This is a genomic window from Mesorhizobium sp. CAU 1741 (genome assembly GCF_039839275.1).
Classification (GTDB): Bacteria; Pseudomonadota; Alphaproteobacteria; order Rhizobiales; family Rhizobiaceae; genus Aerobium.
The window spans coordinates 147,537-172,547 of the sequence record NZ_JBDOQP010000007.1 but is presented as its reverse complement, the minus strand read 5'-3'; the positions used below and the strand labels follow the sequence as shown (position 1 = coordinate 172,547).

Here is a 25,011-nt window from a genome sequence, read left to right as displayed (position 1 = left end):
TGAGGGGCCGAAAAGCTAGAAAAACGGCCGATTGGGGTGTCACATAGCGACCCTAGGGCTGGTCGGCAAGCGGATGATGCTGGCTGACCAGCTCGACGAGCCTGTTTTCAAGCACATGCGTGTAGATTTGCGTCGTCGAGATGTCGGAATGCCCGAGCAGTTGCTGGACGGCGCGCAGGTCGGCGCCGTTCTGCAGAAGGTGGCTCGCGAAGGCGTGGCGCAGCACATGCGGCGACACTTTCGCCGCCGGTACTCCGGCGCGCGCCGCCAGGCCCTTGAGCTCGCGGGCAAAGACCTGTCGCGGCAGGTAGCCACTCCCCGAGGATGCAGGGAACAAAAACGGGCTTTCGGCCAGGGCGGGCCGCAGCGCGCGCGCCGACAGCCAATCCTTCATCGCCACGCGCGCCTTCGGCGACAGCGGCACGATGCGGTCCTTTCCGCCTTTGCCGCGCACGGTGAAGAAGCGTTCGTCACGCAAGGCGACGGTTACCGGCAGGCTGACGAGTTCGGAAACGCGCAGCCCAGTAGCATAAAGCGCTTCCACCAGCGCGTGCAGCCTTGCCGCGCCGATCCTGCTGACGTCATCGAGCGCTTCCTTCTTCTCGGTCTCCGCCCTGTCGAGAAGCAGCGTCACGGCGTTCTCGCGCATCGTCTTGGGCAGCGGCCTCTGCTTCTTGGGCGCGTCGATGACCCCGGTCGGATCATCGGCGCGGATGCCCTCCGAATACAGGAAGCGAAAATATTGGCGCAGCGACGACAGCTTGCGCGCTTGCGAAGAGGCTGCAAACCCTTTCGATGCGATGTCATCGAGCCAGGCGCGCAGATCATCGGACGCCGCCTTGGCCAGACCGCCGGAGATGAAATCGTCCGCGTCCTCGAGATCGCGCCGGTAGGCGGCGAGCGTGTTCTGGCTTGCGCCCCGCTCCGCACTCATCATCTCCAGGAACGCGTCGAGTCGCGCCGCGATGGTCATGGCCGTCTCCTCGTGATGCGGCACCTTATCGCCGCCAGCTTTTCAAAAGGTGAAGCATGGAACCCTTTCGCGTTCCATGTGTTCATGGGAGGTCAAACGACGATCGCGGCGCGGCCACGTCGCGCCGGGACTGGATAATGAAACGCCGTACCGGTAAGTTGGCCAAGGAAGGGCGTCTTTCAATGGAGGCAGGTATGAGGAATTGGATAATGGCCGCTGCGGCGGTTGCGACGCTTGGTATGGCTGGGTGCAGCACTGCTGAGCAGACGGCCGTTGGTGGCGCTGCTGTAGGCGCTGCGATCGGTGGTGTCGCCTCCGGAAGCGCTACGGGTGCTCTGGCCGGTGCTGCCGTCGGCGGAACCGCCGGCTATCTGGTCGGTCGCAGTGCAGATCGTCAGGGCTGGTGCCGCTATCGCGACCAGTATGGCCGGATTTACGAAGACCGCTGCTAGACGCCTTCGCTTTTCTAAATTGGTGTCTACGATTGTAAAAGGGAGCCTGCGAGGGCTCCCTTTTTACACGTATTAGGCCAGAGCCAGCGCCCCCGGGCCAGGCGTTGCGCCGGGTGGGCACTTGCCGAGGATGATCATGCCAAGCACCTCGTCCTCCGTTACGTCGCTGGTTTGCGCCGTGCCGACCACCTGCCCGTTTTTCATCACGCATACCCTGTCTGCCAGATCGAACACGTCATGAATGTCGTGGCTGATCAGGAAGATGCCGATCCCGTCCTCCTTGAGTTGCTTGACCAGCTCACCGACCTGCGCGGTTTCCTGCGGTCCGAGAGCGGCTGTCGGCTCGTCCATGATCAGGATGCGCGCGTCGAAATGGATCGCGCGGGCAATGGCGACCGACTGCCGCTGACCGCCAGACAACTTGACCACCGGCTCCTTGAAGCGCTGGAAGCGTGGATTGAGCCGCCCCATTACCTTCCTTGTCTCGGATTCCATCGCCACGTCGTCGAGCGTCCCCCATCTCGTGCGCAGCTCACGCCCGAGGAACAGGTTGGCGGCGGCATCGACATTGTCGGCCAGCGCCAGTGTCTGGTAGATCGTCTCGATTCCGTATTTCTTCGCATCGCGGGGATTGTTGATCGTCACCTCCTCGCCCTTGACGAGGATGGTGCCCTCGTCGCGCTTGTAGGCGCCGGAGAGGATCTTGATCAGCGTCGACTTGCCGGCGCCATTGTGACCAAGCAGCGCGACCACCTCGCCTTCGTGAAGGTCGATGGACGCATCGTCCACTGCGTGGATGCCGCCGAACGATATCGAGATGTTCTTCATCTCGACGAGAGGAATGCCGTTGTTGGTCATCTTGTCGCTCCTCAACCCAGCCGGCGGCGATAGACAGTGTCGAGCCACACGGCCACGACGAGCGCAAGGCCGACGACGATGTTCTGCAATGGCGTGTCGACGCCGAGCAGGATCATCCCCGAGGCCAGCGACTGCATCAGCATCGCGCCAAGCATGGCGCCGGCGATGGTGCCGACGCCGCCCGACAGCGACGTGCCGCCAATCACCGCCGCTGCAATGACAAGCAGTTCGTCGAGCGTGCCCTGCGCGTTGGTGGCCGCATTGAGGCGGGCCGTCGAAATCATCGCGCCCACGGCGGCGAGTGCCCCCATGAGCATGAATATCTTCATCGTCACCCAGCGCGTGTTGATGCCGGCCAGCGCCGCGGCTTCCGGATTTCCGCCGATGGCGAAAACGTAGCGCCCGAAACGCGTTCGCGTGGCAACGAACGTCATCAGGATACCGACGCCGACGGCGATGAGCACCGGAATGGCGATGCCATGCGCGATGAACAGCCCGCCTTCGGGAAGCTCCATGTTGTTCGCCTCCGCATAGCGCCGGACGATGCCGATCGGCCACGGATAGGAATTGGCCACCCACACGGCGCCAAGGATCAGGCCGCAGGTCACCGCGCCAAGAAACGCCTCTGCCCAGACCGGGCGCAGCGGAAACTGGAAGCGCTTTCGCTGCACGCGCGCGTTCACCAGCATCACCACGACCGCCACGCAGGCGACGACCCCGATGATCCAGCTCCAGGTGGCGCCGACAGAACCGTCCGGTCCACCGCCCATCAGGCGAAAGGTAGAGTCCATCGGGGCAACCGTCTGGCCACTGGTGACCCACCATGCGGCGCCACGCCATACCAGCAGGCCGCCGAGCGTGACGATGAAGGCCGGCACGCCGAGATATGCGATGACGTAGCCATGCAAGGCGCCGATGGCGACGCCGAAGCAAAGGCCGACAAGCGCGGCGATGGCCCAGATGGCGGGATGGCCGAAGCCCAGATAGTCGGGCAGAATCTGCGCCTGCGTCACACCCATGACCATACCGACGACACCAAGGATGGACCCGACCGAAAGATCGATGTTCCGGGTGACGATCACGAGCACCATGCCCGTCGCCATCACCGCGACCGAGGCGGATTGAACCGACAGGTTCCAAAGGTTGCGCGGCGTCAGGAAAAGCCCGCCGGAGAGAAGGTTGAAGGTCAGCCAGATGATCAGCAGCGCGCCGATCATGCCGAGCATGCGCGTGTCGAGTTCCGTGGCTTTGAGGAACCGGCCGACCGGCCCGCTCTCGCTGGATCGCGCACGATCGGTTGGCGCTGGGGCGGTTGCATCCGACATGATCGTCCTCCCGTCCGGCGCTGGCCCGTGGTCGGGCGGGGCCGGATAGATATCCTAATGAAACGCCGCGGTTTTCGTCAAACCGCGGCGTTCTGAAGATTAGGCGTCAGGGTCAGTCGCAGGCTGCGGCCGAACCTGCTTCAACGCCCTGGCATACGACGTCCTTCGTCACCCAGCCCGCATCGATCACGACCTCGAGATTGTCCTTGGTGATCGGGTTGGGGTCGAGGAAGATCGCGTTCATCTCGACGCCGTTGGGGCCATCGGACCACTTTTGCGAGCCTTCCACCGCGTCCATCGCAGTGCCGTCGGCGAGCTGGTTGGCGATTTCCGCGGCGGCCTTGCCGAGCTCGCGCGAGTCTTTCCAAACCGAGACCGTCTGCGTGCCCAGTGCGATGCGGTTCAACGCGGCATGGTCGCCGTCCTGACCCGACACCGGAACTGACCCTGCCAGGCCCTGTGCCTCCAGCGCCGCGATCGCGCCGCCGGCCGCGCCGTCATTCGAGGCGACGACCGCATCGATCTCGTTGTTGTTGGCAGTCAGGAACTGCTCCATGTTGCGCTGCGCATTGGCGGGCAGCCAGCCGTCGGTATAGGCCTCGCCGACATTCTTGATCGCACCGGAATCAATGGCTTCCTTGAGCACTTCCATCTGGCCGGCGAACAGGAAGTCGGCGTTCGGATCGGCGCCGTTGCCCTTGATGAAGACGTAGTTGCCTTCCGGCTGCACGTCGAACACCGCCTGTGCCTGCAGACGTCCCACTTCCTTGTTGTCGAAGGTCAGGTAGAATGCATCGGCGTTTTCGATGAGACGATCGTACCCGACCACCGGGATGCCTTCGGCCACGGCTTTTTCGACTGCCGGCCCGATGGCACTGGCGTCCTGCGCCAGGATGATCAGCGCGTTGGCGCCCTGGGCGATCAGCGCCTCGACGTCGGTGAGTTGCTTGGCGGCCGACGACTGGGCGTCCGCCGAGATGTAGGTGTTGCCGGCTGCCTCAAGGGCTTCCTTGATTGCGGCCTCGTCGGTCTTCCAGCGCTCCTCCTGGAAGTTCGACCAGGACACGCCGACGATCTTGCCTTCGGCATGAGCGGTGGCAGCCAGTGTCATCGACATGGCGACACCCGCCAGCATGGCGGCTGCAAAATTCTTCATGATTTCCTCCCTGCGCTTGGAACAAGCGCTTTCTGGTGCTTGCACACAATACCGCGAGGCTCTTTTTTTCGGGCCTCGAAAAAAAGAATGACTCAGCTAGGGGCGTGTGTCAATATCCTGCGTGCAATGCTGGCTTTGCCGCTTGGACCGGGGTAAATGAGCAGCATTGTGCGGGAGGAAGGACGTCAGATGACGATCGGCGTGCGCCACGACGATCTGCGCAAGCGCAACCGGGCCATGGTGATCGCGGCTGTGCGGCGCGGCGGGCAGCCTTCCCGTACCGAGATCGCCACGGCGACGGCGCTCAGCCATTCCACGATTTCGACGATATCATCCGACCTCATCGACGAGGGCATTCTCGCCCAGCTAAAGACCGGCGAGACCGCGGCGCTGAAGCGCGGCAGGCCCCAGGTGGCTCTCGATCTCGACCCACGTGCGGCAAGCGTCGTGTCGATGGTGCTGTCGTTGAACGCGCTGTCCGCAGCGCTGATCGACTACACCGGCAAGGCGATCGCCCATGACATTTCCCGCCCGGCAACACTCACCATGGCCGATGGCGAACTGTGCGATCACGTCATTTCCGCCGTTCGGCGATTGATGGAGCGTGCGCCGCCAGGCCACGGTCCCGTCCTGCGCATCACCATGGCGGTCCAGGGCATCACTGACTCCAGCGCCCGCAGACTGATGTGGTCGCCGATCACCCCGCACAGCGAAATCGCGTTTGCCGACGCACTGGAAACCGCCTTCGGCATCCCGGTGACCGTCGAGAACGACTGCAACATGATAGCGGTCGCCCTGCGCGGTCGCGAACCGGACCGCTATCGCGACAACTTCTTCACCATCCTGCTGTCCAATGGCATCGGGATGGGGCTGGTGCTGCGGGGCGAACTCTTCACGGGGTCGCACTCGTCGGGCGGCGAATTCGGCCACATGATCCACGTGCCCAACGGCGCGCTCTGCCGATGCGGCAGGCGTGGCTGCATCGAAGCCTATGCCGGCAACTATGCGATCTACCGCCATGCGCGCGGTGATGGCGAGCATGCACTGCCGGTAGCGGATATCGACGACGGAACCATGCTGGCCATGGCGGCGGCGGCGCGCGATCACGACGGCCGCGAGCGCGAAGCATTCCAGCGCGCGGGAGAAGCGATCGGTTTCGGGCTGGGCAGCCTGTTCGCGCTGTTCGACCCGGCGCCGGTGGCGATCGTCGGCCTCGGCACCTCGGCTTTCGACGTCATCGAGCCAACGATGCGCGAGGCGATCGCCCGCACCGCCGGCGGCCAGCACAATGCGGCGATTTCGTTTGACCTGGAGCCGGACGAGATACCGCTTATCCGCGAAGGCTGCGCCCGCCAGGCGCTGACGTTCGTCGATCAGGAAATCTTCGCCAGAGGCGCTGCTGCAGCCCCCGTGCGAAGCGAGGAAGTGGTCTGAAGCGCCGGCCACAGGGCGGCGGCCAGGCCTATCCCTCCTGGATGGCGTAGCCGGCACCACGGATCGTGCGGATGACGTCTGCCATGTTGCCGAGATTGACCGCCTTGCGCAGGCGCCCGACATGCACGTCGACGGTGCGTTCGTCGATATAGATCGTCTCGCCCCAGACATTGTCGAGCAGTTGACCGCGGGAAAACACCCTGCCGGGATGCTGCATCATGAACTCCAGCAGGCGGAACTCCGTCGGCCCGAGCCGAATTTCAGACTTGCCGCGATGCACACGGTGCGTCTCGCGATCGAGCACGATGTCGCCGACCTTCAGCACCGAGGACAGCACCTCCGGCCGCGCCCGGCGCAGCAGCGCCCGCACGCGCGCAATGAGTTCGGGCGTGGAGAACGGCTTCACCAGATAATCGTCCGCGCCGGTGACGAGGCCGCGAACCCGGTCGCTTTCTTCGCCGCGCGCCGTCAGCATGATGATCGGCAAGCGTTCGGTCTCCGGGCGCATGCGCAGGCGCCGGCACAATTCGATGCCGGACACCGCCGGTACCATCCAGTCGAGCACGAGCAGGTCGGGCTGGCTTTCGCGCAGGCGCATTTCCGCCTCGTCACCACGCATGATGACCTCGACCTCGTACCCTTCCGCCTCGAGATTGTACTTGAGGAGTACGCCCAGCGGCTCCTCGTCCTCAACCACCATGATCTTCGGTGCAATCATATTTCCGTCTTCCGTCGTCAGCCCTGGACCGACGTCTCGTCGTGCTTCGGCCGATGCAGCGGCAATTGCCGGCCCGTGGCGATGTAGTAGGCGTTTTCGGCGATGTTGGTGACGTGGTCGCCGATACGCTCCAGATTCTTCGCGCAGAACAGCAGATGGGTGCAGCCCGTGATGTTGCGCGGATCCTCCATCATGTAGGTCAGCAGCTCGCGGAACACCGCAGTGTACTGGATATCGATGTTCTCGTCGTCCGCACGCAAGGTTATCAGCCCCTCGGCGTTGCGCGCTTCGTAGGCGGAGATGACCAGAGCCACCTGCTCCATCACCATTTGCGCCATCGCCTCGATGGAGTGCGACAGCTTGCGCGGCGTTGCGCCCTCGCCCACCGCATTGACGCGCTTGGCGATGTTCTTGGCCAGATCGCCGATGCGCTCGAGGTCGGCCGCCATCCGGATCGCGCCCACCACCGAGCGCAGGTCCTGCGCCATCGGCTGGCGCTTGGCGATCAACGTGATGGCGCGCTCGTCTAGTTCCCGTTGGCGTGCATCCATGACGGCATCGTCGGAAATCACCCGCTGAGCCAACGGGGCATCCGTCTCTATCAGCGAGCGCGTGGCCGCGGCCACCATCGCCCCTGCCAGATCGCCCATGTCGCGGATCAGCCTGTCGATCTCGTTGAGTTCGTCATCGAAGGACGTGACTGTATGCTCACCCATTGGTGGTCTCCTTTGCGCGAGCCTGCTCAGCCGAAACGGCCGGTGATGTAGTCCTGCGTGCGCTTTTCGCCCGGGCTGGTGAAGATCAGGTCGGTTGGGCCTTCCTCGACGAGGATTCCGAGATGGAAGAACGCCGTGCGCTGGGAGACGCGCGCCGCCTGCTGCATCGAGTGGGTGACGATCACGATCGTGTAGTTCTGCTTCAGCTCGTCGATAAGTTCCTCGATGCGCGCGGTCGCGATCGGGTCGAGCGCGGAACAGGGCTCATCCATGAGGATGACCTCGGGCGAGACCGCGATCGCACGCGCGATGCACAGGCGTTGTTGCTGGCCGCCGGAAAGCCCGGTGCCGGGCTCGCTGAGCCGGTCTTTCACCTCGTTCCACAAGCCCGCCTTCTGCAGGCTGGCTTCGACGATTGCATCGAGTTCGGCACGGCTTCTCGCCAAGCCGTGAATACGGGGGCCGTACGACACGTTCTCGTAGATCGACTTCGGGAACGGATTCGGCTTTTGGAACACCATGCCGACGCGGGCGCGCAGCTCGACCACGTCGAGCGCCTGGTCGTAAATGTCGGAGCCATCCAGCGCGATAGCGCCCGTGACGCGGCAGCCCTCGATCGTGTCGTTCATTCGGTTGAGGCAGCGCAGGAACGTCGACTTGCCGCAGCCCGACGGACCGATGAACGCAGTCACCGCCTTCTCCGGCACGTCGATGGAGACATCGAACAGCGCCTGTTTGGTACCGTAGAAGACGTTGACATTGCGCGCGCTGACCCGAACCGGGCGCGGGTTTTCGTCAGGTGTACGCACGGTGGGTGATTCCATCGAGTAAAGGTCGGATTGCGCGACGATCTTTTCGGCCGGCATGTGCATGGACGTGGCCTCCTGCCTTGTTTCGGTATTCATTTGCGGCGCTCCAGCCGGGTCCGCAGGAAGATCGCAATCGCGTTGAGCGTCAGCATCAAGCCGAGCAGCACGATGATCGCGGCCGACGTACGGGCCTCGAAGAAATTTCGGTTCTCGTTGCCCTGCCAAAGATAGATCTGCACCGGCAGGGCTGTCGACTGATCCATCGGCGTGGAAGGTATCTGGGCAACGAATGCGTTCATGCCGATCAGCAGCAGCGGCGCCGTTTCGCCGAGCGCCTGCGCCACGCCGATGATGGTGGCCGTCAGGATGCCGGGATAGGTGACGGGCAGGACGTGGTGGAACACGGTCTGTGTCTTTGACGCGCCAAGCCCGAGAGCGGCCTGCCGCAGCGATGGTGGAACCGCACGCAGCGCCGACCGCGTCGCAATGATGACAGTCGGAAGCGTCATCAGCGTCAGCACGAGACCGCCGACCAGTGGCGCTGATAGCGGCAGTCGGAAGTAATTGATGAACACCGCGGCACCGAGCAGGCCGAAGACGATCGACGGCACGGCGGCGAGATTGTTGATGTTGACCTCGATGAAGTCGGTCAGCCGGTTCTTCGGTGCGAATTCTTCGAGATAGACCGCGCTTGCAACGCCGATCGGCACGGCGAGGACGATGACAACCAGCATCATGTAGAGCGAGCCGACGAACGCGCCCGCCAATCCCGCCGATGCCGGCGCTGACCGCGAATCGACGTTGGAGAAGATGTGCGCGGCGAAGGAGAAGCGCATCTTGCCTTCCTCCATCAGACGATCGGCCAGCGCACGAGCCTCGGGACTGAGTTGCTGCTGGCTGTCCGGCAGGCTGCGATCGATGTTGCCCTTGAGCCAGTTGTCGGTATTGGCCGATGCGAGCATGTCGACGCTCACTGTCTTGCCCAGTAGACCGGGATCGGCGACGAACATGTCGCGCAGCCGGAAACGTTCGCTCGTTTCCACCACGGAAAGCACGGCCCGAGTATCGATCTCGATATCCGGCGCCGCGGCAAGGATGGCTTGCTCAACGACCCGGTTCCAGTTCAGCATCGTGACCTGACGCTGCCAGTCGAGCTGCGCCTTCTGGTACTCGGCCGCCGACTGCCCCTCCACCTGCACGGGGATGTCGTCTGCCTCGATGATCTCGGGGTCGAAGAACACGTCCACCGTGAGGGTGGCCTGAGTGAAAGCGGGCAATCCCTGATAGAGGATCATGGAGAACAGGATGGCGACGAAACCCAGCGCCGCGACGATTGCCGCGATACCATAGGCACGGAACCGCCTTTCGCGGGAGTGACGTGCCGACAACCCTGCCCTGATCCGCTCGAGCCGTTGCGTGGAACCGTCGGAGCCCTGCTCCAATTGTCGGGAGAACATCTCGGCCATCTTATTCATACTGCTCCCGATAGCGGCGCACGATGAACAGCGCCGCGACGTTGAGGATGAGCGTCATCACGAACAGCGTCAAACCCAGCGCGAATGCGACGAGCGACTGCGGCGAAGCGAAATCCGTGTCGCCTGTAAGCTGGTTGACGATTGTCACCGTGACTGTCGAAACCGGTTCGCCGGGGTTGAGCCGCAGGAACGGGCTGTTGCCGGCGGCGAGCACCACGATCATCGTCTCGCCGATGGCGCGGCTGACGGCGAGCAGAAAGGCACCGACGATGCCTGGCAGCGCTGCCGGCAGGATCACGCGCTTGATCGTCTCCGACTGCGTGGCGCCGAGCCCCAGCGAGCCGTCGCGCATGGCGCGCGGAACCTGCCGGATCACGTCGTCGGACAGCGAAGAGATGAACGGGATGATCATGATGCCCATGACCACGCCGGCGGTCAGCGCACTCGTCGCCCGGATGTCGAGGCCAATGCTGGTACCAGCCGACGCCAAGAAGGGTCCGACGGTTACGAGCGCGAAGAAGCCGTAGACGATGGTCGGAATACCCGCCAGCACCTCGACGATCGGCTTGATGATGTCGCGCGCGCGCGGCGATGCGTACTGGGTAAGGTAGATTGCGGTCATCAGCCCGATTGGCAGCGCCACGATGATCGCGATCGTCGCCACCATCAGGGTACCCCAGAGCAGTGGAAGCAGGCCATATTCGCCCGTCGCCCCGTTGCCGACCGTGGAGAAGCGAGGGTTCCAGACGGTACCGAAGAAGAAGTCGGCCGGGCTGACGAACGTGAAGAAGCGTATCGCTTCCGAAAGGAGCGAGGCAACGATGCCGACGGTGGTCAGGATCGCCACTACGGAGCAGGCGATCAGAAGAATCCGGACGACCGTCTCGACCTCGTTGCGGGCACGCAGCCGGTCTGAAATGCGCCTTCGGGCGAGATAGAGCCCCAGCGCGCCGGTGCCCGCCGCAGCGGCAACCACGAGCGCGAACGTCAGAACCCTGAATTCACGCAGCGCCTGGGCAGCGGCGTTTTCGTAAGGAGCGGTCTCGCCGACGACGCCGAAGCCGGTTTCGATCTGGCGGACACGCTGGATGGCGGCATTGAGGTCTCCGGGCGCGAGGTTGGCGACGTCCGGTGGGAACTGCGCGACGATGTAGGCGCGCATGGCGGTATCGCCGAAAAGCACCCAGAGCCCCAGCACCAGAAGCGCTGGAACCAGTGCCCAGATCGCGACGAGCGATCCATGGTACACCGGTCGAGAATGGACGCGTGCGCCGGCGGCAACCAGCGAGCGGCTGCGCGACCAGCCGAGTTGATACGCAAAACCGAGCAAGATGAGAAGCAGGCCGGCGACGATGGCTGTGTTCACTGTGTCACGCTCCGTAAGGCAAGTCGCTGTGAAGGCCCGAAAGAACGGAAAGGGGGCCTCCCGAAAGGAGAGGCCCCGTCCATGGTCTGCTTACTGCACGTCAGCAGCGGTGAGCGACTTGCCTTCTTCGAACTCAGCCAGAACTTCGGCTGTCTCTTCGGCCGGGGCCGGGATCATGCCGGCGCCTTCGAGCGTGCCACCCATACCGGCCATCTGGTCGGACAGGAAGAACTGGACGTATTCCTCGATGCCGGGGATCGTGCCAATGTGCTCGCCCTTCACGTAGAAGAACAGCGGGCGCGACACCGGATATTCGCCCGAAGCGATGGTCTCGAGCGACGGCGTGATGCCGGACATGGTCGCGACCTTCAGGGAGTCGCGGTTCTGGTCGTAGAAGCTCAGGCCGAAGACGCCCACAGTGTCGGGGTTGGACTGCAGCCGGGCGAGCGTTTCGGTGTAGTCACCTGCGATCTCCACGACGACGTCCTGACGCAGCGCCAGGCAAGCCGCGTCCATTTCGTCTTCGCTCATTTCCGGAAGTTCGGCAGCCTCGCAGCCCTCATGCAGGACGCGCTCTTCGAACACTTCGCGGGTGCCGTGATTGCTGGCGGGAATTGCCAGGGCGATCGGCTGTTCCGGCAGCGACTCGTCGATCTCGTTCCAGGTGGTGTAGGGGTTGGCGACCATCTCGCCGTCGACGGGAACCTCTGCCGCGATGGCCTTGAACACGTGCACAGGCTCGAGCGCGAAGTCTTCCTTGTCGGCGCCGGTGGCGAATACGATGCCGTCATAGCCGATCTGGATTTCGCGGATATCGTTGACGCCGGCGGTGTTGCAAGCCTCGATCTCGGAGGCGCGGATGCGGCGGGAAGCATTGGCGATGTCGATGGTGTTCTCGCCGACGCCCGTGCAAAACTGGCGCAGACCGCCCGACGAACCGCCGGAGCCGACGACGGGGGTCGTGAACTCGGGGAATGCCTGGCCGAATTCTTCGGCGACGATGCTGGCGAAGGGCAGCACCGTGGACGAGCCGGCGATCTGGATGGTGTCGCGCGACTGGGCGGCAGCAGCGCCGAGCGATGCGGCGAGAGCGAGCGACGCAGTGGTTGCGACGAGGGAAAATTTGTTCATGGAGCCTACTCCTGTTCGGAAAATCCGTTGACGCCTCGATGCGTCGGGAGTGGCAATAGCGGCCCTGTGTAACAGTTGGATGACAATTTCGTGTCGACTCGGTAACGCGGCCGATCAGCCGTGAGCGCTCTCGTCCTCCTCCGCCTGACGCATCCAGCGATCGATCTTCTGTGTCAGCGTGCGCGGGCTGATCGGCTTTGAAAGATAGTCGTCCATGCCGGCCGCCAGGCAGCGATCCCGGTCGCCCTTGAGAGCGTGGGCTGTAACGCCGATGATCGGTACGCGGTGCCCTGTCTGACCTTCTCCTTCTCGAATGGCGGCGGTTGCCTCAAGCCCATTCATTTCCGGCATCGAAACGTCCATCAGGATCATGCGCGGGTTCATCGTCCGCTTGGCCTCGACCGCAAGCCGGCCGTTTCCGACGATCTCGTAGGTGAAGCCGGTTTCGCCGAGTATCTGGGTGAAGACCAACTGGTTTACCTCGTTGTCCTCGGCAACGAGGATGTCGACGCGATGCACGGCATCCTTGATACGGGGTGACAGGCGCAGCTCTGGGCGCGCCGGGGCGGCGGCAGCCGGCTCGGCAGCAACAGCAGGCGCACGTGCAGTTGATGCCGGGGCTTCAGCTTTCGGTTCGTCGGCGGACCGATGTTTCTGGATCGTCGCGACAATGGTCTCCAGCAAAGCGGAGGATCGCGCCGGCTTGATGAGATGCGCGTCGATGTCGAGATGCCGGTAGTTCAACTGGCCGAGCGATTGGTCGACCGAAGTGAGAATGACGATCGGCGTTCTTGCGATCGCCGGCGTCGACCGGATGATACGTGCGGCTTCCGCACCCGTCATTCCGGGCATCTGGTAGTCGAGCACGACGCAATCGACCTTCAGGCCATGGCTGGCCACCGCCTCGAGCACGGCGATGCCTTCCGGCCCGCCTTCGGCCGCGCAGGCGTCGAAGCCCCACGTGCCCATCTGCTCCAGCAGGATCGACCTGTTCACCGCATTGTCGTCGACGACGAGAATGCGGGCGCCCGAGACGTCGAGCGGCGTGACCTTGTCCTTTCCGACCGCCGGGGCCATCGGCAGCTTGATGGTGAACCAAAAGGTTGACCCTTCGCCCTCGACACTGGAGACGCCCATCTCGCCGTCCATCAGCGCCACGAGGCGAGAGGTAATCGCCAGTCCAAGCCCGGTGCCTTCGTGGCGCCGCGTCGAGGAGGCGTCGACCTGGCTGAACTTGTCGAACACATGCGCCAGCTTGTCTTTTGGAATGCCTATCCCGGTGTCGGTTACGGATACGCGCAGCAGCGTGTCGTCCCCCTCCGCCGTTCCGGTGACGTCCACCAGCACATGTCCGGAATCTGTGAACTTGACGGCGTTACCGAGCAGGTTGGTGATGATCTGGCGCAATCGCCCGGCATCGCCGACATAGTGGTCGTGCAGGCCGGGCTGCACCCGCACGATCAGTTCGAGGTCCTTTTCCTTTGCGCGGGTCGACACAAGCGTCGCCACGTCCTCGATCGCTTCGGCCAACTGGAACGGCGCCGGGTCGAGCACGAGCTGGCCCGCGTCGATCTTCGAGAAGTCGAGGATGTCGTTGATGATGGTCAGCAGCGCGTTACCGGACTTGGCGATGATGTCGGTGAACGTCTTCTGGCGTGAATCGAGATCGGATTTCGCCAGCAGTTCCGCCATGCCGAGCACGCCGTTCATCGGCGTGCGGATCTCGTGGCTCATATTGGCGAGAAATTCCGATTTCGCCCGGTCGGCCAGCACGGCGCGTTGCTGTGCCTCCTGCAACTCCGCTTCGCGGTCCTTGAGTTCGGTGATGTCCGTGCTCGAGCCGATGAGATGGACCTTGCCGTCGGCACCGACGATGCGGCTCTTCTTGGCGATCAGGCAACGCACGGTGCCATCGCGATGGGTGAGCATCTCCTCGGTTTCGTCCATCACGCCGGTGGACAGGACCTGAAGGTCGCGCGCGGCAAATCCCTCTCCCTCCTCGCCGAAGAAGTCGCGATCGGTCTTGCCGAGCGCTTCTACCTTCGGCACGCCGCTCACCTCTGTCCACGCCTTGTTGACGAATTCGAGGGCGAGCGTGTCCGACTTGACGTAGGTCGACACCGGCAGTTCATCGAGCACGTGCTTGTAGAGCTCGATCTCCGCCATGCTCGACTTCAGCGCGGCTTCGCGCTGCTTGAGTTCGGTGATGTCGATCCGGATCCCCAGATACGACCCGTCGGGTGCGCGCGTGTCCAGAACCTTGAACCAGCGGCCATCCGGATTCATCCGCTCGTAGATGCAACCCGTCTGACGACGCTCAGTGTAGGCGTGCGCCCAGGCCTTGAAATCCTCGTTGTATAGACGGTCGATGTCCTCGTCGCCGCTGTGCCGGAAATAGCCGACCTTGTGGCCCAGTTCGAGCGCTTCGCGGAAGGTGCCGTTCTTCTGCCAGACGGGCCGCAGCAAGGGCACCATGTCCTGCAGCTTGCGGTTGGCCAGCACGAACCGGTCATCGCGATCATAGATGATGACGGCAGCCGGCAGCGCCTCGAGAATGCCGGCCAGATGCTCGTGCATTCCCTGGCTCTGGTTTTCCCGCCTTTTCAGGTCGGTCACGTCGAACAGCGAGCACGCCAGGTAGTCCGTGCCGCTGGCGGTCTGCACCCGGTTCTTGCGCACGATGCGCGAACGCTCCATGCCAGCGAACTCGTAGTCTTCTTCCACTTCGTACAACTGGCCGGTCACCAGCACCTGCCGCTCGCTCTCCTCGAATGATGCAGCGGCTTCAGCGTCGGCAAAGTCGCTCGCCCTCAAGCCGATCATCTGCTTCGGTGTCGTCCGGAAGAGGTCGGCGAAAGCCTGATTGGCCATGACGAAATTAAGCTGCGCGTCCTTGACGTACATCGGGCTCGGCACGCTGTCGATCACCGCCTCGGCGAGCTTTGCCGTCTCCAGCGCTTGCGCCAGTTGCGCCTCGCGATCCTTGAGCGGCGTCACGTCGTAGTAGGATAGCAGCCGCTTTCCACCCGACAGGGCCGTCACGGCGTAGATCATCGTGCGGCCGTCGGCACGCCGGAACTCCCGCGGCGCCACGTCGCCGCGGCGTATCTCGTCGAGACGGAACGCGACGTAGTCCTCCCATTCCTCGTCCGCGACCTCGTAGATGCCGTTATGACGGTTGATGTCCAGCAGCTTGCGGAATGGCTCGCCGACCCAGGTCTCGCCATCGGGCAGCTTCCAGAGATCGTCGAACGCCCGATTGAGGATTTCGGTGTCGAGGTCCGCATTGAGCACCACCACGCCGAGCGTCATCGCGTCCAGACTGCGCTTCAGGTCGGCCAGCAGCATCTCCGCCTGCTGCTTGGCGCCGGCGAGCTCCACTTCCCGGAGCTTGTATTCCGAAATGTCGGTGCGAATGCCGACACGGTCGCCGGTGGCCGTATGGACGTCGCGGCGCAGCATCCATCGCCCGTCATGGGTGGGATACTCGATGTCCTTGTCGAGGTCGGCAGCGCGCGAGGCGACATGCTCGGCCACCCATTCCCGCTCGCGGCCGACCGCCTGCTCGACCACGCCGGTCTGCGCGAACTGGACGAAGAGCTCTTCGAAGCTACGGCCCACTGAAAGGTCCGGCATGAAGGTGAACTGCCGCGCGAAGGCTTCGTTGAAGGCAACGAGCCGGTCGTCGGCATCCCAGAGGACGAAGCCGTCTTCGAGGGCGTCGATGGCACTTTGCAGCCGCGCGCGGGCATGTTCAGCATCCGCGCGTGCCTGCTCGATGCCGATCTCCTTCTGCTTGAGGGCGGTGATGTCAGTACAGATGCTGATGGTACCGCCATCCTGGACCCGGATTTCGCGGTGCATGATCCAGCGTCCATCCGAAAACGGCAGCATCACCTCCGAATGGGTCTGCGCGCGCCGCTGGGCCAGAACCTGGCTGCGGAATTCCGCTGCCCCTTCATCGTCGATCTGCCAGATGCCGCGTTCCAGGCCGGCATCGATCAGTTGCTCGAAGGTGGTGCCGGGACGGATCATGTCCTCCAGCCCGCCATACATCGACACCATGGCCTCATTGAAGAGGACGAGTTCGTTGTCCGCATTGTAGTAGCAGAAGGCGTCCTGCATCGCGTCGAGCGCATGCATCAGGCGCTCGGCATGGCTTTCGCCGGCGCTTTCGTCCCGTATCAGCCTGTCGTGGTTCTCGTGCAGCGACAGCCGCCGGCGCGCCTCTCCCAGTTCGTCGAGAACGGATAGGATCGCCGTCACGTTGCGGCCCGTTCCCTTGTAGCCGGTGAAGCGACCCTGCGCGTCGAAGCACGGAACACCGGATACCGATACCCAGCGGCAGCCGGGGTTGCCGTGGCGTGCCTCGTAGATGAAATCCCGGAACGGCCTGTGGGCCATCAAATCGTCGAGGTGACCGGATACCCCGCCACCAGGCTGCGGGGCCTTCATCAGCAGTTGCAGGCGCGAGCGCCCGAGGATTTTCCGGGGATCCATGCCGGTGGCCGCGACATAGGTATCCGAGAGGTGGCAGATGCGATGCTCCGCATCCGATTCCCACAGCCAGTCGCTGTCGCATTCCAGCAACGCCGCCATGTCGCGCGCATCGATCTCTGCGCCGTGACATGAGGCGACGGCCACAGCGTCGCTGCCTTCTTTTGAAGTCATCTCGTCCCGACCTTCCCCTGCCTCAGTCGATTCAGGTGCGGTCCGCCCCTCCCGCGTCGCCACTGACCAAGCACTCCCTGCGCGGATGCATTCAACTTTCAGTGTGCATCGGAAGGCTTAACGAGTTGCTAACCATGACGATCGCGCTTGCGAGCACCCTCAGTCCGATGACGCCTCAATGCTGGAAGAGATTTTAGGACGTCTTGGCGCCGTCTTGCCCGGCAGGCTCGGGGTCGACGCCGCCACTGGCCACGCTGGATGCCACCAGCACCGCGGTGAATATGAAGAAGCTGTCCATGATGTCGTGCTTGAACATGATCTGGCTCAGGCCGCATGTCGCGTAGACGAGCGCCACCTGCGCAGCAAGGAACAGCCTCTTGCGATGGCGCGGGCCAGGCGGCGCCCTCCAGGCGATCAATGTCGGCACCGCCAGCACGGCCAGCACGGCCGCAAGCACGATGACGCCGCCATCGAGCATGGAAGAGATGAACGCGTTGTGGGCGTGGGTGAACGCCTGGATCGGCAGGCCGTCACCGGCAAGATGCCGCGCCACCTCGCTCATCCGGTTCTGGACGCCGTGACCCCAGATCGGCGATTCGCCGATTGCCTTGATGCCCGCTGCCCATAGCCGCAGCCTCTCGCCGATGTTTTCGGAACTGCCGCCCGCCAGCACGCGCTGCACTTCCTCAAGCGTTTCGATGGCGCGCAATTGCAGCAGGTCCGCGGCCGCATAGAGCACGACGATGACGAGCGCCAACATGATGATCGCAACGCGCGTGGAGAAGCGCCACGCACGCGGCGCATAGGCGAGCAACAGCAGCATCGCCGGCGCCGCCGCCATCGCCACCCCGCGCGTCAGCGAAAGGATCACGGCCGCCAAGCCGGCCATCAGGCCCGCCAGCGCGAGCAGGCGAAAATTCCGCTCGCCATGGTTGATGTTGAGGCCCGCCGTGACCGCGAGGCACAGTGACATCATGCCGTAGATCGCCGCATTGCCGGCGCCACCGGCCGGGCGAACATCGAAAACCACGACTTGCGCCAGGCCGACGAGCATTCCGCCGATCGCACCGATCGCCGCACCGACGATGAAGCAATGCAGGAAATCCACGCCCGGACTGGCACGCAGTCGCGGAATGATAACCCAGACCGACAGGAACGGAAGGAGCCAGTAAGTGTAGGCCGGTATGGCCGCCCGGTTCTCGCCGATCAAGGCGGTGGCGAGAACCGCCGCTACGAAGGCGGTGAATGTGACGCACAGATAGACGTCGCCGCGCGTCAGCCGGAACGGAAACCGTCCCAGAACCAGCGAGATGATCGCCCAGACATAGGCGACGCCCAACAGAAACGAAATCGCGCTTCCCGCAACCGCCGGAAGCGCGCCGATAAGAAAGACGAAGATCGCATTATTGCGATCGAAGGTGTTGGCGTATGTCAAGGTGAACCGCAATGCGTCGACTAAGCTTTGCGGGCGGACCCTATCCGTTCACGGAATTGCGATCCAGCCGAAACAGCGGCTCGTTTATGCCCCTGCACAAACAAAACCACATCCTGTGACGCATGTGCATCATTGGCCCGCATTATGACTTACGCAAGGCCGAGAACTCGAATTTGCAGGAAATCTGGTACGCCCAAGGGGAATCGAACCCCTGTTTGCGCCGTGAGAGGGCGCCGTCCTGACCGCTAGACGATGGGCGCTTGCCAGAAACGGCGATATAGAGGGGATTCGCCTCGAATGCAACCACGTGGCCGCAGGTTTTCACGCGCCTGCGCCTCAGCGCTGCCGCGGCTGGATGAGGTCGAAAAGGTTGCCGTAAAGATCGGCGAACACTGCCACCGTGCCATAGGGTTCCTCGCGCGGCGCTTCGCGGAATTCGACGCCGCGCGCGCGCATGCGCTCGAAATCGCGGCCGAAATCATCAGTTTCCAGGAAGAAGCCGACCCTGCCCCCGGTCTGGTCTCCGACCCGTGCCTCCTGTCCCTCGCCAGCCGCCTTGGCAAGCAGGAGGCGGGCGCCGTTGCGCACGCTCGGCGCCACGACGACCCAGCGCTTGCCCTCGCCCAAGTCGACGTCCTCGACGAGGATGAAGTTGAGCTTCTTGCGATACCACGCAGCAGCTTCGTCATAGTCGCGCACCAGGATCGCGACCGTTGCGAGCTTGCGGAACTCCGGCTTGTGGATGGGCGGCGGGGTGCTGCTCATTGTGCCTCGCGCAAGGTAAAGCGGCCGACCTGCTGGCCGTCGGACATGTCATAGAGGTGTATTTCCTGCCCGCCGCCGCCAAGTTCGACATGCAGGCTGACGATACCGCCTGAAAGCGAATGGCCGACCACGCGCGCGCCGCGCGGCAGCACGATGTCGGCTTCGATCATTCCGTTCTCCGGCACGGGCAATTCGCTGACCGGACCGGACCTCTCCTCGCCCACTTGCGTGGCGCGGTAGACAAGTGCCACCACCACCGCCATAAGGGCGATGAACAGTATCCCCAGATTGATGACGATGAAGCGCACGAGCTTCCGCCGGACATTCTCAACGGCCGGGTCCAGCGGCTTTTCGTCTTCGTCGTCGTCGTGAGGCGCAGCCATGGCAGATTCGGTCCGGTTGATTGATGAACGATCCTGATAACGAAGCCGAACAGGCATTGAAAGAGCTCGACGCCGACGAGACGGCCAAGGGCGAGCGTATCGACCAGTGGCTGGCGGCACGGTTGCAGCCGGACCTGTCGCGCAGCCGCATCCAGGCGCTGATGCGCGAAGGCGCCGTGCACCTCAACGGCCAGCCGGCGACCGAACCGAAGCGCAAACTCGTGCCGGGCGACCGCATCGTCATCACGATGCCGGAACCGGCGCCCGCCGAACCTGTCGGCGAGGACATACCGCTCGACATCCTGTTCGAGGACGACGACCTCATCGTCATCAACAAGCCGGCGGGGCTCGTCGTCCATCCAGGCGCCGGAAACTGGACCGGCACGCTGGTCAACGCCATGATCCATCATTGCGGGGCGTCGCTGTCCGGCATTGGCGGCGTCCGCCGGCCGGGTATCGTCCACCGTCTCGACAAGGACACCAGCGGGGTTCTCGTGGTCGCGAAGAACGACCTGGCACATCGTGTCTTGTCGGAAGCCTTTGCCGACCATGGCCGGACCGGAGACCTGGAGCGCGCCTATGACGCGCTCGTCTGGGGCTCGCCCGCCCGCGTCGCCGGCACGGTCGATGCACCGCTCGGCCGCTCCGGCACCGACCGCACGCGACAGGCGGTCGTGCCCGAAACCCGCGAGGACGCGCGCCACGCGGTCACGCATTTCACCGTGCTGGAGCGCTTCGGCCAGAAAGAAGACGCAACCGCGATGGCCGCCCTCGTCGAGTGCCGGCTGGAAACGGGGCGCACCCATCAGATACGCGTGCACATGGCCCATATCGGACATCCGCTGATCGGCGACCAGGACTATGGGCGCGCATTCTTCACCAAGGCCAACAAGCTCGGCGACACGCTCGGACCCGTCGTGCGCATGTTTCCGCGCCAGGCGCTGCATGCGCGCCTGCTTGCGTTCAGCCACCCGGTCACCGGCGAGCCAATGCGCTTCGAGGCCCCTCATCCGCAAGACCTTGCGGAACTTCTGGAGGGGTTTCGGCGTTGGTCGCCAAACGGCAAAACTTGAGTCCATTGTTCACGTTGGCGTGACGGACTGTTTCAGCGCGTTACGCGCCGTGCAATTGCCGCAAACGTACCTATATAAATCCGTACAGCGTGGTGCGCCTTGGCGCGGCCGCGCTGCATGTCCGCCGTCAGGGGGCATGTTACCCGCAAGAGAGGGAGGGCGCTATCATGGCCCAGACACTACCCAGCATCGTTTCCGGAGAAGGCGGCCTAAGCCGCTACCTCGAGGAGATCAGACGTTTTCCCATGCTCCAGCCGCAGGAAGAGTACATGCTCGCCAAGCGGTACCATGAGCATGAAGACACCACTGCCGCCCACAAGATGGTTACGAGCCATTTGCGTCTCGTCGCCAAGATTGCCATGGGCTATCGCGGTTACGGCCTGCCGATCGGAGAGGTCATTTCCGAAGGCAATGTCGGCTTGATGCAGGCGGTGAAGAAGTTCGAGCCCGAGCGTGGTTTCCGCCTGGCCACATATGCCATGTGGTGGATCAAGGCCGCGATCCAGGAATATATCCTGCGTTCGTGGAGCCTCGTGAAGATGGGCACCACCGCCAACCAGAAGCGGCTGTTCTTCAACCTGCGCAAGGTGAAGGGCAAGATCCAGGCACTCGACGAAGGCGACCTGAAGCCGGACCAGATCACCGAGATCGCCACCCGCCTCAACGTTTCCGAGGAAGAGGTGGTGTCGATGAACCGCCGCCTGTCGGGCGACGCTTCGCTCAACGCGCCAATCCGCGCCACCGAAGGCGAATCCGGCGAGTGGCAGGACTGGCTGGTCGACGACCACGAAAGCCAGGAAGCCATGCTCATCGAGCAGGACGAACTGGAAAACCGTCGCGGCATGTTGACCAGCGCGATCTCGGTCCTCAACGACCGCGAGCGCCGCATCTTCGAGGCACGGCGCCTGTCGGAAGACCCGATCACGCTTGAGGACCTGTCGTCCGAGTTCGGCATCAGCCGCGAGCGTGTGCGCCAGATCGAGGTCCGCGCCTTCGAGAAGGTCCAGGACGCCGTCAAGGCGGAGGCACGCCGCCAGACGCAGTCGCTGCGTACCATCGAGGCCGAGCCGGCCCACTGAGCCGACTTCAAAGTCGACGAAAAATACAAAAGCCGCCCTTCGGGGCGGCTTTTTTTGATCTTCGAAGACGTTATCCGGCCGAGTCGGGAGCTTCGTTGGCCTGCTCCCACGCGCCCAGCGCTTCCTGGAACACCCGGTCGCCAGGGATGCCCTTTTCCAGCGAAAGCAGCGCCCGCCGGCCTGACTGGTAGACGATCGGGATGTCGACCCAGTTCTGGCGCCTCAGCAGCGTCAGGTTGTTCTGCGTTTCCGCCGGCGCGTCACTGAGCGCGATCAGGAAGAAACCGTCGGCAATTTTCGCCGGAATACCGACCAGCGGGCTGCCCGCGGCCTGCTCCGTCTCCTTGAAGGCGACGCGCGAAACGTTCGAGATCGCACCACCTTCGAAGCCTTCGGGCGTCAGGAAGATCATCTCGATGATATGCGCTGCAGGCAGCGACTCGTCGCCGTTGCGCCGGATTGTCATGCGAAGCTGCACGTCCTTGCCCGGGATCGTCGCCTCGGCGCGGATCGCGGGTTCCGGCGGCAGGTCGCCACCAGGCGACTCCTGCACTACCGACCACACGATAGATCCGAGTTCGGCAGAACCCTGTGTCGAACTCGTGCGCTCCTCGTAGAAGATCGCCCGCTGACCCACCGCAATGCCGGGTTCGCTTTGCTGGCCGGCGGCTTCGCCGTTCGTCTCCGCCGCTTCAGCGTTCTGGCTCGGCGCAACCGGCGCCTCACCATCCTGCGGCGGCGCGACAGCCGAAACGGATGTGCCTTCGCCGATCGTGCTCTGCCCGCCGGCCGGGCCTTCATCGACCTCGCTGCCGTCGGGCATCAGTCGCTGGGTGAATTTATCCGCCGTATCATCGACTGGCGCGGCCGGCGCTTCGTCGGGCTGCTCCGTTTCCGGTAATGCGGCGATCTCTTCCTCTTCGGCAGGCGCGGCCGGAGCATCTTCTGCCGCCGTCTCGTCACCCGCCGCAACGTCTTCCTCCAGCGGCTCCTCGACGAGTTCCTCGGCCGTGGTCACTACGTCTTCTTCCGGGGCCGCCGCGACTTCCGCAGTGTCCTCGGTGGTGTCATCGGCATTGATCCAGGCATAAGTGCCGCCGGCGACAAGCAGAAGAACAACAAAGGCCGCCGCAGCAATTGTACGTCCCCGGCCGCGAGAGGCGGCGGGCTTCGCGCGGCGAGGCGCCGGCGGCGGCATCACGACATCGGTGGCGTGCTCATCGCCGACCAGACCCGGCGCGGCATCGCGCATGGAAGCGTCGTCGCCTGCATCAGACTTTCCGTCGCCTGCATGGAACGCGTCGACTGGCTCGGTTCGCCCGCTACCCGTCACCCCATCGGTCGGTTCGGGATCCAGAACGGGGTCGCGCGGCATCGACGGCGTCGCGCGTGTGGCGAGCGGGGCTTGGTATGCGGCAGTAGGTGGAGGGGTCGCTGCCGGAGACCGTTGCGACGGCGTTTCATCGCCCATCGGCTTCAAGCTGGCGAAGACGTCTTCGAGACCTTCGTCCTTCTCCGGCTCGGTAGGCGCGGCGTAGTCTGCTCGTACCACCGCAATGGCGTCGTCCAGCGCCTTGCGCTGGCGCTCAATCACCGCTGCCGGCGGCTGTGGATCGAGCGCTGCCAGCTTGGCTTCGATGGTGGCGCGGGCCTTGTCATAGACCTTTTCGCGCATTTCCGGCGTGTTGTCGCCGAGCGCGCCGATCGTCTTTCTCAGAACCGCAACGAAATCCGCCATTCTCTACCTTGTCCTCACGTGGTTCCGGGGCGACGGGAGGACCAAATCATTGGCCCCGGATGGGTTTCAATACCTAGTCTTGAAACGGGTCCGTAACAAGTATGGTGTCGTCGCGCTCCGGGCTGGTCGACAGCAGCGCCACCGGCGCGCCGATCAGTTCCTCTATATAGCGCACATATTTGATCGCCTGTGCCGGCAGGTCGGCCCAGCTTCGCGCCCCTGCCGTCGTGCCCTTCCAACCCTCGAGCGTCTCGTAGATCGGTTCCACCCTTGCCTGCGCGCCCTGGCTTGCAGGCAGGTAGTCGATCGTCTCGCCATCGAGCCGGTAGCCGGTGCACACCTTTATCTCGTCGAGCCCGTCGAGCACGTCGAGCTTGGTCAGCGCGATGCCGTCGATACCGTTCACGGCAACCGACTGGCGTACGAGAACCGCGTCGAACCAGCCGCAGCGACGCTTGCGGCCAGTCACGGTGCCAAACTCGTGCCCGCGCGTGCCGAGGAAATTGCCGACCTCGTTGTCCTGTTCCGTCGGGAACGGCCCTTCGCCGACGCGGGTGGTGTAGGCCTTGGTGATGCCCAGCACATAGCCGATCGTCCCCGGACCCACGCCCGAGCCGGTCGCCGCCTGCCCCGCAATGGTGTTGGAGGAAGTCACGAACGGATAGGTGCCATGGTCGATATCGAGCAACGTGCCTTGCGCACCTTCAAACAGGATGCGCTGGCCGGCGCGGCGTGCGTCGTCCAGGATTTTCCACACACGATCCATGAAGGGCAGCACGCTGTCGGCGATCGACGTCAGTTCCTGCATGATGCTGTCGTGTCCAACCTCGGCATGGCCAAGTCCCCGCCGCAGCGCGTTGTGATGGGTGAGCAGCCGGTCGACCTTCGCGGGCAGGGTTTCGAGGTCGGCCAGGTCCATGACCCTGATCGCCCTGCGCCCGACCTTGTCCTCATAGGCCGGCCCGATGCCGCGACGCGTGGTGCCTATCCTGGTTCCGGAGTTCGACGCCGCGTCCTCCCTGAAGCCGTCCAGCTCCCTGTGAAGCGAAAGGATAAGCGCGGTATTTTCGGCAATTTTCAGGCGGTCCGGCCCAAGATCCACGCCCTGTTCCCTGATCCTCGTCAATTCGGCGACGAATGCATGCGGATCGAAGACAACGCCATTGCCGATGACCGAGAGTTTTCCCGGCCGCACGACGCCCGAGGGCAGCAGCGAAAGCTTGTAGACCTTGCCGTCCACCACCAGCGTGTGGCCGGCATTGTGCCCTCCCTGGAATCGGGCGACGATATCCGCGCGTTCGGAGAGCCAGTCGACGATCTTGCCCTTGCCCTCGTCTCCCCACTGCGACCCGACGACCACCACATTGGCCATGGAAACTTTCCTCTATTCTGGCGCCAGGCGTCGCGCCGGGCAAAATGACAGGCCTCTATAACGTCATGTCCGGTGATGTGCG

At 63.8% G+C, this 25,011-nt stretch carries 20 protein-coding genes and 1 tRNA gene; 4 read left to right on the top strand and 17 right to left on the bottom strand.

The annotated features are described in order from the left end of the window. Positions 1–52: 52 nt before the first annotated feature. Positions 53–973: a site-specific tyrosine recombinase XerD gene (locus AAFN84_RS23285; RefSeq protein ID WP_347517106.1), complete on the bottom strand. Its 921-nt coding sequence runs from the start codon at positions 971–973 to the stop codon at positions 53–55. 194 nt (positions 974–1,167) lie between these two features. On the opposite strand from AAFN84_RS23285, the gene AAFN84_RS23280 reads away from it, so the two are divergent. Then, positions 1,168–1,425: a glycine zipper domain-containing protein gene (locus AAFN84_RS23280; RefSeq protein WP_347517105.1), complete on the top strand. Its 258-nt coding sequence runs from the start codon at positions 1,168–1,170 to the stop codon at positions 1,423–1,425. 72 nt (positions 1,426–1,497) lie between these two features. Here AAFN84_RS23280 and AAFN84_RS23275 read toward each other — a convergent pair whose 3' ends face one another. From AAFN84_RS23275 to xylF, 3 genes are all read right to left on the bottom strand, one after another. After that, positions 1,498–2,283 (bottom strand): ATP-binding cassette domain-containing protein, encoded by a 786-nt coding sequence (locus AAFN84_RS23275; protein WP_347517104.1) that lies wholly within the window; start codon positions 2,281–2,283, stop codon positions 1,498–1,500. Positions 2,284–2,294: 11 nt separating this feature from the next. Next, positions 2,295–3,608, bottom strand: a complete 1,314-nt coding sequence (locus AAFN84_RS23270) for a sugar ABC transporter permease (protein ID WP_347517103.1) — start codon at positions 3,606–3,608, stop codon at positions 2,295–2,297. Positions 3,609–3,720: 112 nt separating this feature from the next. Next, positions 3,721–4,764 (bottom strand): D-xylose ABC transporter substrate-binding protein, encoded by a 1,044-nt coding sequence (gene xylF / locus AAFN84_RS23265; RefSeq protein ID WP_347517102.1) that lies wholly within the window; start codon positions 4,762–4,764, stop codon positions 3,721–3,723. A 189-nt stretch (positions 4,765–4,953) separates the two neighbouring features. Between xylF and AAFN84_RS23260 the strand changes: the two genes are divergently transcribed. Then, entirely contained in the window at positions 4,954–6,198 is a 1,245-nt protein-coding gene (locus AAFN84_RS23260) for an ROK family protein (RefSeq protein WP_347517238.1), read from the top strand. Between the two features lie 28 nt (positions 6,199–6,226). Here AAFN84_RS23260 and phoB read toward each other — a convergent pair whose 3' ends face one another. From phoB to AAFN84_RS23205, 11 genes are all read right to left on the bottom strand, one after another. Next, positions 6,227–6,913: a phosphate regulon transcriptional regulator PhoB gene (phoB, locus tag AAFN84_RS23255; protein WP_347517237.1), complete on the bottom strand. Its 687-nt coding sequence runs from the start codon at positions 6,911–6,913 to the stop codon at positions 6,227–6,229. A gap of 20 nt (positions 6,914–6,933) precedes the next feature. Continuing rightward, positions 6,934–7,632 (bottom strand): phosphate signaling complex protein PhoU, encoded by a 699-nt coding sequence (phoU, locus tag AAFN84_RS23250; protein WP_347517101.1) that lies wholly within the window; start codon positions 7,630–7,632, stop codon positions 6,934–6,936. 26 nt (positions 7,633–7,658) lie between these two features. Continuing rightward, positions 7,659–8,456 carry a phosphate ABC transporter ATP-binding protein PstB gene (gene pstB, locus AAFN84_RS23245; protein ID WP_347517236.1) on the bottom strand — a complete coding sequence of 266 codons (798 nt, stop codon included), beginning with the start codon at positions 8,454–8,456 and terminating at the stop codon, positions 7,659–7,661. 77 nt (positions 8,457–8,533) lie between these two features. Beyond that, positions 8,534–9,916 (bottom strand): phosphate ABC transporter permease PstA, encoded by a 1,383-nt coding sequence (gene pstA / locus AAFN84_RS23240; RefSeq protein WP_347517100.1) that lies wholly within the window; start codon positions 9,914–9,916, stop codon positions 8,534–8,536. After that, positions 9,909–11,282 carry a phosphate ABC transporter permease subunit PstC gene (gene pstC, locus AAFN84_RS23235; RefSeq protein ID WP_347517099.1) on the bottom strand — a complete coding sequence of 458 codons (1,374 nt, stop codon included), beginning with the start codon at positions 11,280–11,282 and terminating at the stop codon, positions 9,909–9,911. Before pstC ends, pstA begins: the two co-directional genes overlap by 8 nt. 90 nt (positions 11,283–11,372) lie before the next feature. Then, a complete protein-coding gene (locus AAFN84_RS23230) occupies positions 11,373–12,413 on the bottom strand; it encodes a substrate-binding domain-containing protein (protein ID WP_347517098.1) in 1,041 nt (346 codons plus the stop codon). Between the two features lie 114 nt (positions 12,414–12,527). Further along, entirely contained in the window at positions 12,528–17,084 is a 4,557-nt protein-coding gene (locus tag AAFN84_RS23225; RefSeq protein ID WP_347517097.1) for a PAS-domain containing protein, read from the bottom strand. Between the two features lie 193 nt (positions 17,085–17,277). Continuing rightward, a complete protein-coding gene (locus AAFN84_RS23220; protein ID WP_347517096.1) occupies positions 17,278–18,519 on the bottom strand; it encodes an O-antigen ligase family protein in 1,242 nt (413 codons plus the stop codon). A gap of 185 nt (positions 18,520–18,704) precedes the next feature. After that, positions 18,705–18,779 (bottom strand) — tRNA-Glu (locus tag AAFN84_RS23215). Between the two features lie 76 nt (positions 18,780–18,855). Beyond that, entirely contained in the window at positions 18,856–19,284 is a 429-nt protein-coding gene (locus AAFN84_RS23210; RefSeq protein ID WP_347517095.1) for a VOC family protein, read from the bottom strand. Next, positions 19,281–19,667, bottom strand: a complete 387-nt coding sequence (locus AAFN84_RS23205) for a fimbrial protein (RefSeq protein ID WP_347517094.1) — start codon at positions 19,665–19,667, stop codon at positions 19,281–19,283. The genes AAFN84_RS23210 and AAFN84_RS23205 overlap by 4 nt, the downstream gene beginning before the upstream one ends. A gap of 23 nt (positions 19,668–19,690) precedes the next feature. Between AAFN84_RS23205 and AAFN84_RS23200 the strand changes: the two genes are divergently transcribed. Both AAFN84_RS23200 and rpoH read left to right on the top strand, forming a co-directional pair. Beyond that, on the top strand, positions 19,691–20,740 hold the full coding sequence (locus AAFN84_RS23200) for an RluA family pseudouridine synthase (protein WP_347517093.1): 1,050 nt from the start codon (positions 19,691–19,693) through the stop codon (positions 20,738–20,740). 167 nt (positions 20,741–20,907) lie between these two features. Then, entirely contained in the window at positions 20,908–21,819 is a 912-nt protein-coding gene (gene rpoH, locus AAFN84_RS23195; protein ID WP_347517092.1) for an RNA polymerase sigma factor RpoH, read from the top strand. Positions 21,820–21,889: 70 nt separating this feature from the next. Here rpoH and AAFN84_RS23190 read toward each other — a convergent pair whose 3' ends face one another. Both AAFN84_RS23190 and AAFN84_RS23185 read right to left on the bottom strand, forming a co-directional pair. Then, entirely contained in the window at positions 21,890–23,557 is a 1,668-nt protein-coding gene (locus tag AAFN84_RS23190) for a hypothetical protein (RefSeq protein WP_347517091.1), read from the bottom strand. 73 nt (positions 23,558–23,630) lie between these two features. After that, complete coding sequence (locus AAFN84_RS23185; RefSeq protein WP_347517090.1) at positions 23,631–24,929, bottom strand: adenylosuccinate synthase; 1,299 nt, start codon at positions 24,927–24,929, stop codon at positions 23,631–23,633. Positions 24,930–25,011 lie beyond the last annotated feature (82 nt).

Bases quoted from the DNA above. Each gene is read 5' to 3' on its own strand.
- AAFN84_RS23280 (WP_347517105.1), top strand. From the start codon at position 1,168: ATGAGGAATTGGATAATGGCCGCTGCGGCGGTTGCGACGCTTGGTATG.
- xylF (WP_347517102.1), bottom strand. From the start codon at position 4,764: ATGAAGAATTTTGCAGCCGCCATGCTGGCGGGTGTCGCCATGTCGATG.
- pstB (WP_347517236.1), bottom strand. From the start codon at position 8,456: ATGGAATCACCCACCGTGCGTACACCTGACGAAAACCCGCGCCCGGTT.
- phoU (WP_347517101.1), bottom strand. From the start codon at position 7,632: ATGGGTGAGCATACAGTCACGTCCTTCGATGACGAACTCAACGAGATC.
- AAFN84_RS23200 (WP_347517093.1), top strand. From the start codon at position 19,691: ATGAACGATCCTGATAACGAAGCCGAACAGGCATTGAAAGAGCTCGAC.
- rpoH (WP_347517092.1), top strand. From the start codon at position 20,908: ATGGCCCAGACACTACCCAGCATCGTTTCCGGAGAAGGCGGCCTAAGC.
- AAFN84_RS23210 (WP_347517095.1), bottom strand. From the start codon at position 19,284: ATGAGCAGCACCCCGCCGCCCATCCACAAGCCGGAGTTCCGCAAGCTC.
- AAFN84_RS23275 (WP_347517104.1), bottom strand. From the start codon at position 2,283: ATGACCAACAACGGCATTCCTCTCGTCGAGATGAAGAACATCTCGATA.
- AAFN84_RS23225 (WP_347517097.1), bottom strand. From the start codon at position 17,084: ATGACTTCAAAAGAAGGCAGCGACGCTGTGGCCGTCGCCTCATGTCAC.
- AAFN84_RS23185 (WP_347517090.1), bottom strand. From the start codon at position 24,929: ATGGCCAATGTGGTGGTCGTCGGGTCGCAGTGGGGAGACGAGGGCAAG.
- pstA (WP_347517100.1), bottom strand. From the start codon at position 9,916: ATGAATAAGATGGCCGAGATGTTCTCCCGACAATTGGAGCAGGGCTCC.
- AAFN84_RS23260 (WP_347517238.1), top strand. From the start codon at position 4,954: ATGACGATCGGCGTGCGCCACGACGATCTGCGCAAGCGCAACCGGGCC.
- AAFN84_RS23270 (WP_347517103.1), bottom strand. From the start codon at position 3,608: ATGTCGGATGCAACCGCCCCAGCGCCAACCGATCGTGCGCGATCCAGC.
- AAFN84_RS23285 (WP_347517106.1), bottom strand. From the start codon at position 973: ATGACCATCGCGGCGCGACTCGACGCGTTCCTGGAGATGATGAGTGCG.
- AAFN84_RS23230 (WP_347517098.1), bottom strand. From the start codon at position 12,413: ATGAACAAATTTTCCCTCGTCGCAACCACTGCGTCGCTCGCTCTCGCC.
- AAFN84_RS23205 (WP_347517094.1), bottom strand. From the start codon at position 19,667: ATGGCTGCGCCTCACGACGACGACGAAGACGAAAAGCCGCTGGACCCG.
- AAFN84_RS23190 (WP_347517091.1), bottom strand. From the start codon at position 23,557: ATGGCGGATTTCGTTGCGGTTCTGAGAAAGACGATCGGCGCGCTCGGC.